An 11,575-nucleotide genomic window follows, 5' to 3' on the forward strand; every position below is an offset into this window, starting at 1 on the left:
ACGCCCCGCATGTCGGAGGGGTTTATCCGATAGATCAACAGGGTAGATCAGATAATGGGTCAGGTATGCGGCACCACCGTCCTTCTCGTCGAGGATGAGCTGTTCGTCCGCATGATCGGCGCTGACGCCTTATCCGAGGCGGGCTATCGCGTGATCGAAGCAAGCGACGCCGACGAGGCGCTGGCGCGGCTTGAGCGGAGCGCCGACGTCCAGGTGCTGTTCACCGACATCCGCATGCCCGGCTCCATGGACGGCCTCCAGCTGGCCAGCGAAGTGCATCGCCGCTGGCCGTCGATCCGCATCCTGCTGACCTCGGGCGACACGCGCCCGACGCGGGCCACCATCCCCGACGACGGCCGCTTCCTGGCCAAGCCGTACCGCTTCGAGGCGCTGTCGCGCGAGCTGGACCAGCTGCTGGCGCACTGATCGTCGGTCGCGCGCTGCGTCCCGCCGCTCCCGTCGCGGGCGCGGCTTGACGCGCGGAGCCGGTCGGCGGAGGCTCCTCCGCTCGTCTCCAGCGGAGCATCGATGACCGACGCCGCGGCCGCGCTTGACCTCTCCCCGTCCACCGCAGCCGCGCCGGCGACCGTGCCGCATGGCATGCCGCTGTACGCGCTTCTCGGCTTCGCCGCAGGGCTGCCCTTCTACCTCTTCTCCGCCGTGCTCGCCTTGCGGTTGCAGGCGCACGGCGTCGCGTTGGCGGTGATCGGCTTCTTCGCCTGGGTGCAGCTGCTGCCGACCTTTAAATTCGTTTGGGCGCCGCTGCTCGATCGCTACGACGTGCCCGGTTTCGCCGTCTTCTGGGGCAAGAGGCGCGGCTGGATCATGCTGGCGCAGCTCGGCATCATCGCGTCTACCGTGGCGATGGCGTTCACCGCCGCGGACACCAGCCTGCCGCTCACCGCGCTGTTCGCGGTGCTGCTCGCCCTCTGGACGACGACGCTGGAGATCGCCGCCGACGCGTGGCGCATCGAGCTCTACCCGACGCAGGACCAGCAGGGACCTATCGTCGCCGCCAACCTGTGGGGCTATCGAGGTGCGATGGTCGCGGCCGGGTCGGGCGCACTGCTGATCGCTGACGCTGCTGGCTGGACCGCGGCGTATCTCGCGATCGCCGCGGCGGCGTTCCTACCCTTCCCGCTGCTCGTCGCCGGCGCGGCGCAGCCCGGAAGTGACGCGGGCGGCGGGCGCTGGACTTCGCTAGCGGCAGGACTCTCCGCCGCGGCGGTGATCCTCGGCGCGGTCGCGCTCGCCACCGCCGCGCTGGGCTGGGCCGCGCTGGCGCTCGCCGCCGCGGCGGGGCTGAACGCGGCGAGCAACATCACGCCCTATGTGCTAGCGCTCTGCCTGCTGCCGTTCATCGCGATGGCGGCGGCACTGCCGCGGATCCAGCGCGCCACGCCTGAGTCGAGCCTGCGCCGCTCCGCCGCGCTCGGCCCCTATGTCGACTTCTTTTGGCGTTACGGCGGGGCCGCAATCGGTCTGATGGCGTTCGTCTCGATCTACCGCATGGGGGACGTGCTCGCGCTCAACCTCGCCAAGCCGATGATCAAGGGGCTGGGGTATAGCCTCAGCCAGATCGGTCGGGCCGACAGCCTGGTCGCGCTCGCCGCCAGCGTCGCCGGGGTCGGCGCGGGCGGCTGGCTGGTGACGCGTGCGGCGATGCCGCTCGCGCTCGCCGCCGGCGCGGTGGTCGCGGCGATCGGCAACTTCGGCTTCGTCTGGCTCGCGCACCAGCCGGTCGGCGAGCCGGTGCTGTACGTTGCCACCGCGGCGGACCAGTTCGGCAACGGCATGGCGGGAGCGGTGTTCGTCGTCTATCTCTCGCTGCTGGTGAACCCGCGCTTCCCCGGCGCGCAATATGCCTTCCTCACCGGCTTCGCCTTCCTGCTGCCGCGGCTGCTCGCCGGCGCGGGCGGGGCGATGGTGGGCGCGATCGGCTACGACCGCTTCTTCCTGCTCTCGGGCACGCTGAGCCTGGCCGCGCTGCCCTTCCTGCCGTGGCTGGCGCGGGTGCGCCCGCGCGCCGACGACACCGCCGCAGCATGATCGAGCGCGCGGTCGCGGCCGGCTTCGCTCCCGCCGCGGCGGCGGTGGAGTCGGGTAGGATCCCCGGTGCCGCACTCGGCGCGGTGACGCGCGACGGCGCGCGCGCGGTGCGATGGGCAGGCTGGGCGCGGCGCGTGCCCGATCGCGAGCCGCTGACGCGCGCGCATTGGTTCGACCTCGCCTCGGTCAGCAAGGTGCTCGCCACCACCCGCCACGTGCTGCGCCTCGCCGACGCCGGGCGGATCGACCTCGACCGCCCGCTCACCGACGCGATCCCCGACCTGCGCCAATATGACGTCGCCGGCGCGGCGGAGCGGCGGATCACCTTCCGCGACTGCCTCGCGCACCGCACCTTCCTGCCCGCGGTCGAGCCGATCTACACCTACGGCGACGACCCGGCGCGGCTGCGCGCCTTCGTCCTCCAGCGCGCGTGGCGCCAGGGGCCGCCGGTCTATTCCGACATCAACTTCATCCTGCTCGGCATCGCGATCGAGCGGCTGACCGGCGCTGGGCTGGACCAGCTACCGCGGGGGAGCCACGGGCTCGCCTGGTCGCCGCCGCCTGGCCCGGTGGTGGCGACCGAGTCCTGCCCGTGGCGTGGGCGCGTGCTCCAGGGCGAGGTGCACGACGAGAATTGCTTCGCGATGGGTGGCCGCACCGGCCACGCCGGGCTGTTCGGCACGGTCGACGGCGTGCTCGACGCCGCGCGGGCGCTGCTCGACGGCAGCCAGGACTCGCCCGCGGCGCTCGCGGCGATGCGTACCCCGGTCGCGGGGGTGCGCACGCACGGCTGGGAGATACGGCACGACGGCTGGTCGGGCGGTCAGGCCTGCTCGGCGGGGACGATCGGCCATACCGGCTTCACCGGCACCGGGCTGTGGATCGACCACGATCGCGGGCTCGCCTGGACGCTGCTGACCAACCGCGTTCATCCGACGCGGCATGACGATAGCGGCATCTTCGCGCTGCGCCCCGCGGTGGGCGAGGCGCTGGTGGCGGCGTGGGACGAGTGAGCCGCGACCGCGCCGCGCTCGCTCAGTAGGGCGGCGCGACCCGTCCGCGCTGCGCTTTCGCCGCCGCGGCCCACCAGGCGAGATCGTCGGCGAAGCGGCCGAACTGGCGCTCGAGCGACTCGCCCGCGCCGCCGGTCGGCCGCGCCTCGGCGTCGAGCGTCTGCGTGATCGGGCCGACCACCAGCGTGCTCGAGATCACCGGCATCCCCATCTCGGGGAGGATCGCGTGCCACGCGCTGTTGCTGCGCGCGCCGCCGAGCCGGCCGGCCGAGTAGCTCGCCACCGCCGCGGGCCGCCAGAACCATTCCTCGAGGAAATGGTCGGTGAGGTTCTTCAGTCCCGGCTGCGGACCCCAGTTATACTCGCCGGCGACGAACACGAAGGCGTCGGCGCCGCGGATCTGGCCGGCGAGCCGCTCCATCGCCGCCGGCGCCTCGCCCGCCGGATATTCCTTGTACATCCGGTCGAGCAGCGGCAGCCCGACCGCCTTGGCATCGACCAGCGTCGGCGTGTCGCCGCGCGCGGCGAACCGATCGACGAGATAGCGCGCGAGCCGGATGCCGGTGCGATCGGCGCGATACGAGCCGTAGAGGATCAAGACCTTCATCGTTCCGTCCTGCCCGCCGCGCCGGGCCGGGTAAAGCCCCGCGCGGTGGCGCCGCGCGCGCGGGCGCGCTAGGCGCAGGCGCGATGACCGACGCCCCGCACCGCCTCGACTGTTCCGCCGCCGCGCTCACCGCCAACTGGCGCGCGCTCGCCCGGCTGAGCGGCGCGGCGGCGTGCGGCGCGGCGGTGAAGGCCGACGGCTATGGCCTTGGCGCAACAGCGGTGGCGACGCGGCTCGCCGACGCGGGCTGCCGCGACTTCTACGTCGCGAGCTGGGCCGAGGCGGCGGCGCTCGCCCCCGCGCTCGCCGGCGGTGCGGCGCGGATCGCGGTGCTCCACGGCGCGCGCGCGGCCGATCTCGCGCTCGCCGACCTGCCCGGCGTTCGCCCCGTCCTCTCCACCGCGGCGCAGGTGCGGCGCTGGCGCGACGCCGGCGCCGGGCGCGCGTGCGACGTCATGGTCGACACGGGCATGAACCGCCTCGGCGTCGCGCCCGCGGAGGTCGCCGAGGGGCTGCTCGACGGGCTCACGCTGGACACGCTGACGAGCCATCTCGCCTGCGCCGACGATCCTGGCCACCCGCTCAACGCGACGCAGCGCGCGCGCTTCGCCGCGCTGACCGGTCGCACCGCGGCGAAGCGGATGAGCCTGGCCAATTCGGCCGGCATCGCGCTCGGCGCTAGCTATCATTTCGACCTGACCCGCCCGGGCCTCGCGCTTTACGGCGGCGTGCCGGTGGCCGCGCTCGGCGATGTGCTGCGCCCGGTCGCGACGGTCGTGGCCGAGGTGTTGCAGCGTCGTCTGGTGCGCGCGGGCGAGACGGTGGGGTATAATGCGACCTGGCGCGCGCCCGCGGACACCGCGGTGGTGATCGCCAATCTCGGCTATGCCGACGGTTATTACCGCGCCTTCTCCGACCGCGGCCGCGCCTATGCCGGAGACGCCGCGCTGCCGGTGATCGGCCGAGTCTCGATGGACCTGGTCGCGCTCGACGCGACCGGGGTCGACGTCGACGAGGGCGACTGGCTGCGCTTCGACCCCGACCTGCCCGCGATGGCGGCGGCGAGCGGGACGAGCCAGTATGAGCTGCTCACCGGCCTCGGACGGCGACTCGAGCGGCGCTGGGCCTGAGGCGGGCGACCGAGCGGCCGCGCTCACGCCACCACTCCGCGCAGCCATTCCGCGAGCGGATCGTAGAGCAGGGCCCGCGCTCGGCCGCCGACCATCATCCCGACGTGCCCGGCGCCGACGTCGCGCCGCTCGGCCAGCCCCGCCGCGGTCGCCGCGGGCACGATGCGATCGCTCAGCGAGACGAACTCGATCGACGGGCAGGCGAGGTCGCCCGGCGCGATCACCCCGCGGCCGACCCGCCAGGCGCCGGCACCCGACAGGTCGTCGGCGACCAGCGCGCCGAACAGCTCCGCCCCCGCGGCATAGGTCAGCGGCGCACCGGCGTTGGCCCAGTCCTCGAGCAGCACGAAGCGCGCCAGCGTCGCCGCGTCCGCCGTCGCCAGCGTCTCATATTTGGCGACGGTGCGCGCCGGGTCGAGCTGCCAGAAGCCCGATTGGAGCACCTCCATCGGCAGCACGCCGAGCGCGCGGCAGGCCGGCTCGGCCTGCTCCCACGACGCGCGCATCGCAGCGCGTGCGGCCTCGCCATAGCCGGCGAAGCGCCACGGCGCCGCGACCGTCACCACGCCGGCGCAGCCCGGGCCGAGCAGCGCCGCCGCGGCGAGCGCCAGCGTACCGCCGAGGCAGTAGCCGACCAGCAGCGGCGGCCGGTCGAGCCGCGCCAGCAACGGCAGCAGCCGCTCGGTAACATGGCCGGCGAGGTCGAGCGCGGCGTCGCGCGCGCGCGGATGACCCCAGTCGAGCAGCCAGGGACGGAAGCCCGCGTTGGCGAGATGGTCGACCAGCGAGCGACCGCGCGCGAGGTCAAGCACCGAGGGCGGGTTGATCAGCGACGGCACCAGCACCACCGACGGCGCGCCTGGGTCGCCCCCCCCGTCGCGCAACCGTGCCGCACCGCGGCGGTACCGCGCCGGCTTCATGCGCCGGTGCACGCGCGGCGCCTCCTGGTAGCGTCGCAGCCCCGCCAGCGCGGCGGCACGACGCTCTGGCGATGCTGCGGTCTCGCGGCGCAGCATGTCCAGGAACAGCGGCAGCGGCCGGGGCACGTCGCGCTTGTGTTGCGGCGCGAAAAATTGTGCGTTACCGAAGGGACTATCGGTCATGGGGGCTCGCGCGATGAAGAAACAGCAGGGCGATGGCGTGGTCGTCATCAAGAAGTACGCCAACCGCCGGCTCTACAACACCGAGAGTTCGTCCTACATCACGCTCGAGCATCTCGCCGCGATGACTCGCGCCGGCCGCGAGTTCAAGGTGGTCGACGCCAAGACCGACGAGGACATCACCCACAACGTCTTGACCCAGATCATCATGGAGGAGGAGAGCCGCGGCCAGACCATGCTGCCGGTCAACTTCCTGCGCCAGCTGATCGCGCTGTACGGCGACTCGATGCAGGCGATGGTGCCCGACTATCTCGAGGCGTCGATGGAGAGCTTCCGCCGCAACCAGACGCAGTTCAAGACCGCGGTCGAGGGCGCGTTCGCGGGCTCGCCCTTTGCCGAGATCGCCAAGCGCAACCTGGAGATGTTCGAGGCGGCGGCGAACGCGTTCAAGCCGGGCGCCACGCCCGCGGCGACGACGGGCGCCGCTCCCGCGGCGGGCAAGGACGGCGAGATCGCCGCACTCAAGGCCGAGCTGGCGCAGCTGCGCGACAAGGTCGACAAGCTGGGCGAATGAGGGCGTTGGCCGGACGGTAGCGTGTCGCTGCGGAAGCGGGACCACGGCGCGAATGTTGCGAATGTTGAGTCGCTGGCGCGTCTCGGGCGAACGTTGAGTCGCGGGTGCGCGTCGAGGGCCGAGGATCGAGGAAGGCGTCACCCGGCCCGTCTACCAGGACGCAGGTAGCGTAGGACAGCGCGCGACGTCCGAGTTCCTCACTGGCGCGCGGGAAGCACTGTCCCGGCCGACACCTCGGCGCATCCACGAAGGCTACGTCGGGCAGACAACGACCTTTCCACCACGCGCACGCGCCGCGCGCCGGCCCGGGCGCACCCCGGCCCCTAGGCGTCATCCTGAACTCGTTGCAGGCTCCACCTGTCCACGAACCCGCCGACGCCCGGGTCCGCGACACCGTGGATCCTGAGACTAGCTCAGGATGACGCCAGCGTGTGAGGGCGGGAAAGCCCCCGCCCTCAGCGCGGCTTGACGAAGCGCAGCGTCATCCGGTCGCTCTCGCCGATCGCCGCATATTTCGCGCGATCCTTATCCTTGAGCGCGTAGCTCGGCGGCAGCGTCCACACGCCCTCGGGCCAGTCGGCGCTGTCCTTGGGATTGGCGTTGATCTCGGAGCGCCTCGCCAGCTTGAACCCCGCCGCGGTGGCGAAGCCGATTACCGAGCTGGGCTTCATATAGCCGCTCTTCTCCTCCGCCGCGCTCGGGCGCGACTCGGGCAGGCGGTGCTCGACCACGCCGAGCGTCCCGCCCGGTTTGAGCATCTTGTAGATTGCCGCGAACATCGCGCGTGCGCGGTCCTCGCCGCCGAAACGCCAATTGTGGACGTTGCGGAAGGTCAGCACCACGTCGGCGCTGCCGTCGGGCACGCCGGGCTGCCCCGCTTCCGCCGGGAAGGCGGCGAGCTTGACCTTGCCGTAGGTGGCGGCATCCTTGCTCTGCAGCCCGCGCACCGCGCCCAGCCCCTTCTCCCACGGACCGGCGGCGTAATAAGCGCCGGTGCGCGCCGTCAGCGGGGCGAGGATCTCGGTGTACCAGCCGCCTCCCGGCCACACTTCCACCACCGTATCGCCGGGCTTGACCCCGAAGAAAGCGAGCGTCTGCGCCGGGTGGCGATAGCGGTCACGCGCCACGTTGGCGGCGGTGCGCGTCGGCGCGGCGACCGCGGCGGCGATCGGCGCGGGGACATTGGGGGTGCTGGCCGCGGCGAGCAGCGGCGCGGCGAGCAGCAGGGAGCAGGCGAGACGATGCATCGGCGATCCTCCGGGACAATGACGCACAGGCTGACGCGCGCGTGACCGATGCGCAAGCCTCCCTCGTCGTGATCGCTTCGCTGGCGTTCGCGCTGGCGCTGTTCGCCGGCTGGCGCGCGCACCGCCGCACCCGTCGCGCCGACCCCGACGCGGTCGGCTGGATCGACTGGACGCTGGTGCAGATGGCGGCGCTGATCGCGCTGGCGGTGTCGGGCTATGTCGCGCTGAAAGGATGAGGCCGTGCAGGAACGCTGGCCGGCAGCCCGCGCTCAGTAGAAGCGCCGCAGCACCAGCAAGCGCTCGCCCGCGCCGTCGCACAGGCTGAGCCGCACCGCGCGTCCCGGCGCCCCCGTCGCCCAGCCAGCCACCGGCTGGCTCGCATAGCCGGGCGCGATCGCGACGCCGTCAACCGCGCAGATCGTATCGCCGACGTGCCAGCCCGCCGCCGCCGCGGGGCCGCCGCGCATGACGTGGAGCACCTTCAGCCGGTCGCTCGCCAGCCCGAGCAGCAGCCCGCTGGTCGAGCGCGCCACCGGCGCGCCGGCGGGCAGCGCGCGCAGCAGCATGTGCCCCGCGCCCGGATCGAGCAGCACGCGGTAGCGCTGGAGAAAGCCCGAGCCGATCCGCCCCGCCACCCCGATCGTGTCGGAGAAGCCGCCAACGGGCTCGACCCGCAGCTCCACGTCGCGCGCCGCGACTCGACCGACCTGGAGCCGCGGCACGATCGCGAGCTCGCTCACCACCGCCCCGGCCAGCCCGTAGGAGACGGTGGTGGTGGTCGGCACCGCGCGCGCCGCCGCGCCCGCCGTCGCCCAGGACTCGGCGCCGAGCGTGATCGACGAGCCGTCGCCGGTGTCGACCACCATCGGGCGCAACCGCGCGCGCCCGAGCGCCACCTCGCTGACATAGACCAGCCGGTCGGGCGCGATCGACAGCGGCGCGCTCAGACCGGCGAAGGGCACACGACCGCTGCGCAGCAGGCGGAAGCGCCGCGCGCCATAGTCGATGTCGAGCGCATAGGCGGCGGTGAGGTCGCGCCCGACGAGCAGGTCGACCGGAGTGGCGCTGCCGGTGGCGGCGGCGGGCAGCTCGGCCACCGCGAGGCTGCCGCCGCGCCGGGCGAGCCCGCCGAGCGACAAAGTCGTGGTGTCGACGCGCCCGACGTCGACGCTGCCGCCGATCACCGTCGCCTGTCCCTCGGCCCGCACCGTCAGCCGGTTGGCGACGGCGTAGCGCTTGGCCAGCACCGAATAGCTCACCCCGGTGTCGAGCACCGCGGTGACGTCGCGGCCGTCGAGCGCCATGCGGAAGCGGATCTGGTTGCCGGGGGTGAGGTCGAAGTCGACCCAGTGCGCCTCGGTGTCGGGCGCGAGCGCGCTGCGGCCGGCCCAGGCGGCGCGCGGCTCGGGCAGCGGCGGCGCGGCGGCGAGCAGCAGCGGCAACAACAGGAGGGATCGGGCGCGCACCGCGCGGGTGTAGCGCATCGCCGCGGCGAGTCACGGGGAGAGCGGGAGGACTTGTGTGTCGCTATGGGTGGCTAGCTGGCTGCCGTCGCCGACTACGTCCCGATCGTGCCCGGGGCCTCATCACACACACGATCAATCCTCCCCTGCACGCGAAGGACCGAAGGGCAGTCGTTCTGCTGCGTGTCTGCGAAGGCTAGAAGCTCGCCTCGGCATAGACCTTCGATACGTCGCCGCCCCAGGCGCCGTGGTAGCGCTCGAGCAGCTGCTCGGCGGGCACCTTGCCGCTGCGGACGATCTCGCGCAGCGGCTCGAGGAAGCCGGTCTCGTCGTCGCCCGCGGCGTTGGTGCGCCCGCGCGCGCGGAGGCCCAGCGTGGCGATGTCGAGCGCCGCGCCGGCGATGTCGCGCAGCGTGCCGCCGCCGGGCAGCGGCGCGGCGAGCCCCAGCCGCGGCACCGAGTCGCGCAGCGTCTGGCGCTCCTCGAGCGTCCAGTCCTTGACGAGGTCCCAGGCGGCGTCGAGCGCGCCCTGGTCGTAGAGCAGCCCGACCCACAGGGCCGGCAGCGCGCAGATCCGGTTCCACGGTCCGCCGTCGGCGCCGCGCATCTCGAGGAAGGTCTTGAGCCGTACCTCGGGAAAGGCGGTGGAAAGATGGTCGTTCCAGTCGTCGAGCGTCGGCTTCTCGCCCGGCAGCACGCTCAGCTCACCGCGCAGGAAGTCGCGGAACGACAGCCCGGCGGCGTCGATGTAGCGGCCGTCGCGGTAGACGAAGTACATCGGCACATCGAGCATATAGTCGGCGTAGCGCTCGTAGCCGAAGCCATCCTCGAACACGAAGGGCAGCATGCCGGTGCGCGCCGGATCGGTGTCGGACCAGATGTGGCTGCGGTAGGAGAGGAAGCCGTTGGGCTTGCCTTCGGTGAAGGGCGAGTTGGCGAACAAGGCGGTGGCGAGCGGCTGGAGCGCGAGCCCGACGCGGAACTTGCGCGCCATGTCGGCCTCGGACGCATAGTCGAGGTTCACCTGGATCGTGCAGGTGCGCAGCATCATGTCGAGCCCCATCGTGCCGACCCGCGGCATGTGGCGCAGCATGATCGCGTAGCGGCCCTTGGGCATGATCGGCAGCTCGGCGCGGGTCTTGTCGGGCCACATGCCGAGCCCGAGGAAGCCGATCCCCAGCGTCTCGCCCGCGGCCTTGACCTGGGCGAGGTGGCGGCCGGTCTCGGCGCAGGTCTGGTGCAGATTCTCGAGCGGCGCGCCGGAAAGCTCGAACTGCCCCGCTGGCTCAAGGCTGACGCTGCCGTCGGCGCCGCTGAGCGCGATGACCTTGCCGCCCTCCTCGACCGGGCGCCAGCCGTGCTGGACGAGTTCGCCGAGCAGCGCGCGGATGCCCGCGGGCTCGTCGTAGGAGGGGGCGTGATGGTCGCCGCGCGCGTAGACGAACTTCTCGTGCTCGGTGCCGATGCGCCAGCGCGCCGCCGGCTTCTCTCCCGAGGCGAGATGGGCAATCAACTGGTCGCGCGATTCGATGACCGCCGCGCTGTGATCCGAAACGGTCTTCGTCGTCATGGCGCCGCGCTTACGCGCGGATGAACGGACGCGCTAGAGCCGATCGACGCCCGTTTGACGATGGATCGCGAGGCAGCGCGACGATAGAGCGGGTGGCGACGCGATGCTTGAGCTCACGGGTATAAAGCGACCGGTTAGCGTATACGATCTTGCCGGAAAGCCAATGATGCGCGCTGCCTTGCTCCTCTTTTGCCTCGCACCCGCGCTCTCGCCCGCCGCGGCGCAACCGGACGGCGCCGCCGCGATTGCCACCGCCAGCTACGGGATCGGCGGCTTCACGCTCGCGCTCCGCCGCGACACGCAGACCGCGGCGAACCTGCGCCGCGACGGTGGCGCCGACTTCGACGTCCTCCCCGCCGCGCGCGCGGCCGAGCGCGCGGGCGACAGCAATGTCCATCTCGGCGACCTTCGCCTGCGGCTGCGTACCCCCGGTACGATCCTTTATCCGGCTGGCTGGCGTTCGGCGGCAACCTGCGCGAGGCGGGCGGCGCGGTGACGGTGGCGCCGGCGCGCGCGTGGATCACGCCGAAGGTGGGCAAGATCGCCTTGGCGCTTCACGCCGGCGAGCGGCGAGATCCGGCTGACGCTCGATCCGGCGCGATCCGAGACGCCGGTCGCGGCTGTTCGTGGGGGACGGCGGCGGCCGGGGCTATGCGCCCGCAGGTGCTCCGTTCGAGCGCGGCGGGTACACGATCGCGCTGAGACCGAGGACGACCGAGGCGGTGCTGCGCCCGTGGTGAGACATCTCTCCAGCGATCCTCCCCGGCACGGAGAAGGGGACCAGCCGAAGGCTGGTGGAGGGAGGGGCTTCCGAGAGCGCTG

At 72.6% G+C, this 11,575-nt stretch carries 12 protein-coding genes; 7 read left to right on the forward strand and 5 right to left on the reverse strand.

What is annotated here, in order from left to right; all coding sequences use genetic code 11:
- Positions 1-54 precede the first annotated feature (54 nt).
- The 3 genes from QBJ89_RS11700 to QBJ89_RS11710 all read left to right on the forward strand — a co-directional run bounded on the left by QBJ89_RS11700 (position 55) and on the right by QBJ89_RS11710 (position 3,062).
- On the forward strand, positions 55-426 hold the full coding sequence (locus QBJ89_RS11700; RefSeq protein ID WP_277980672.1) for a response regulator: 372 nt from the start codon (positions 55-57) through the stop codon (positions 424-426).
- Between the two features lie 102 nt (positions 427-528).
- The gene (locus QBJ89_RS11705) at positions 529-2,049 is read left to right on the forward strand and encodes a permease (protein WP_277980673.1); all 1,521 of its coding nucleotides are present in this window, start codon (positions 529-531) and stop codon (positions 2,047-2,049) included.
- Positions 2,046-3,062, forward strand: a complete 1,017-nt coding sequence (locus QBJ89_RS11710; RefSeq protein WP_277980674.1) for a serine hydrolase domain-containing protein — start codon at positions 2,046-2,048, stop codon at positions 3,060-3,062. The genes QBJ89_RS11705 and QBJ89_RS11710 overlap by 4 nt, the downstream gene beginning before the upstream one ends.
- Positions 3,063-3,084: 22 nt before the next feature.
- Here QBJ89_RS11710 and QBJ89_RS11715 read toward each other — a convergent pair whose 3' ends face one another.
- The gene (locus QBJ89_RS11715) at positions 3,085-3,669 is read right to left on the reverse strand and encodes an NADPH-dependent FMN reductase (protein WP_277980675.1); all 585 of its coding nucleotides are present in this window, start codon (positions 3,667-3,669) and stop codon (positions 3,085-3,087) included.
- Between the two features lie 83 nt (positions 3,670-3,752).
- On the opposite strand from QBJ89_RS11715, the gene alr reads away from it, so the two are divergent.
- Positions 3,753-4,799, forward strand: coding sequence for an alanine racemase (gene alr, locus QBJ89_RS11720; RefSeq protein WP_277980676.1), 1,047 nt, complete (start codon positions 3,753-3,755; stop codon positions 4,797-4,799).
- A 23-nt stretch (positions 4,800-4,822) separates the two neighbouring features.
- On the opposite strand, the gene QBJ89_RS11725 is transcribed toward alr, so the two are convergent.
- The gene (locus QBJ89_RS11725; RefSeq protein WP_277980677.1) at positions 4,823-5,902 is read right to left on the reverse strand and encodes an alpha/beta fold hydrolase; all 1,080 of its coding nucleotides are present in this window, start codon (positions 5,900-5,902) and stop codon (positions 4,823-4,825) included.
- A 13-nt stretch (positions 5,903-5,915) separates the two neighbouring features.
- Here QBJ89_RS11725 and phaR point away from each other — a divergent pair, with 13 nt between their 5' ends.
- Complete coding sequence (gene phaR / locus QBJ89_RS11730) at positions 5,916-6,473, forward strand: polyhydroxyalkanoate synthesis repressor PhaR (RefSeq protein WP_277980678.1); 558 nt, start codon at positions 5,916-5,918, stop codon at positions 6,471-6,473.
- A 455-nt stretch (positions 6,474-6,928) separates the two neighbouring features.
- Here phaR and QBJ89_RS11735 read toward each other — a convergent pair whose 3' ends face one another.
- Positions 6,929-7,720: a class I SAM-dependent methyltransferase gene (locus QBJ89_RS11735; protein ID WP_277980679.1), complete on the reverse strand. Its 792-nt coding sequence runs from the start codon at positions 7,718-7,720 to the stop codon at positions 6,929-6,931.
- A gap of 41 nt (positions 7,721-7,761) precedes the next feature.
- Between QBJ89_RS11735 and QBJ89_RS11740 the strand changes: the two genes are divergently transcribed.
- Entirely contained in the window at positions 7,762-7,956 is a 195-nt protein-coding gene (locus QBJ89_RS11740; RefSeq protein WP_223011827.1) for a hypothetical protein, read from the forward strand.
- 33 nt (positions 7,957-7,989) lie between these two features.
- Here the strand turns inward: QBJ89_RS11740 and QBJ89_RS11745 are convergent, their stop codons facing one another.
- Together QBJ89_RS11745 and QBJ89_RS11750 are read right to left on the reverse strand one after the other, a co-directional pair.
- The gene (locus QBJ89_RS11745) at positions 7,990-9,204 is read right to left on the reverse strand and encodes an aspartyl protease family protein (protein ID WP_223011538.1); all 1,215 of its coding nucleotides are present in this window, start codon (positions 9,202-9,204) and stop codon (positions 7,990-7,992) included.
- A gap of 175 nt (positions 9,205-9,379) precedes the next feature.
- Complete coding sequence (locus QBJ89_RS11750) at positions 9,380-10,753, reverse strand: glutamate--cysteine ligase (protein ID WP_277980680.1); 1,374 nt, start codon at positions 10,751-10,753, stop codon at positions 9,380-9,382.
- Positions 10,754-10,931: 178 nt separating this feature from the next.
- Between QBJ89_RS11750 and QBJ89_RS11755 the strand changes: the two genes are divergently transcribed.
- The gene (locus QBJ89_RS11755) at positions 10,932-11,249 is read left to right on the forward strand and encodes a DUF5695 domain-containing protein (protein ID WP_277980681.1); all 318 of its coding nucleotides are present in this window, start codon (positions 10,932-10,934) and stop codon (positions 11,247-11,249) included.
- The last annotated feature ends 326 nt before the right edge of the window (positions 11,250-11,575 follow it).

The organism is Sphingomonas phyllosphaerae (genome assembly GCF_029623345.1).
In the GTDB taxonomy this organism is placed as follows: Bacteria; Pseudomonadota; Alphaproteobacteria; order Sphingomonadales; family Sphingomonadaceae; genus Sphingomonas; species Sphingomonas phyllosphaerae_C.

Coding starts and splice junctions, on each gene's coding strand:
- QBJ89_RS11725 (WP_277980677.1), bottom strand. CDS start 5,902: ATGACCGATAGTCCCTTCGGTAACGCACAATTTTTCGCGCCGCAACAC.
- phaR (WP_277980678.1), top strand. CDS start 5,916: ATGAAGAAACAGCAGGGCGATGGCGTGGTCGTCATCAAGAAGTACGCC.
- QBJ89_RS11750 (WP_277980680.1), bottom strand. CDS start 10,753: ATGACGACGAAGACCGTTTCGGATCACAGCGCGGCGGTCATCGAATCG.
- QBJ89_RS11715 (WP_277980675.1), bottom strand. CDS start 3,669: ATGAAGGTCTTGATCCTCTACGGCTCGTATCGCGCCGATCGCACCGGC.
- alr (WP_277980676.1), top strand. CDS start 3,753: ATGACCGACGCCCCGCACCGCCTCGACTGTTCCGCCGCCGCGCTCACC.
- QBJ89_RS11735 (WP_277980679.1), bottom strand. CDS start 7,720: ATGCATCGTCTCGCCTGCTCCCTGCTGCTCGCCGCGCCGCTGCTCGCC.
- QBJ89_RS11700 (WP_277980672.1), top strand. CDS start 55: ATGGGTCAGGTATGCGGCACCACCGTCCTTCTCGTCGAGGATGAGCTG.
- QBJ89_RS11705 (WP_277980673.1), top strand. CDS start 529: ATGACCGACGCCGCGGCCGCGCTTGACCTCTCCCCGTCCACCGCAGCC.
- QBJ89_RS11710 (WP_277980674.1), top strand. CDS start 2,046: ATGATCGAGCGCGCGGTCGCGGCCGGCTTCGCTCCCGCCGCGGCGGCG.
- QBJ89_RS11745 (WP_223011538.1), bottom strand. CDS start 9,204: ATGCGCTACACCCGCGCGGTGCGCGCCCGATCCCTCCTGTTGTTGCCG.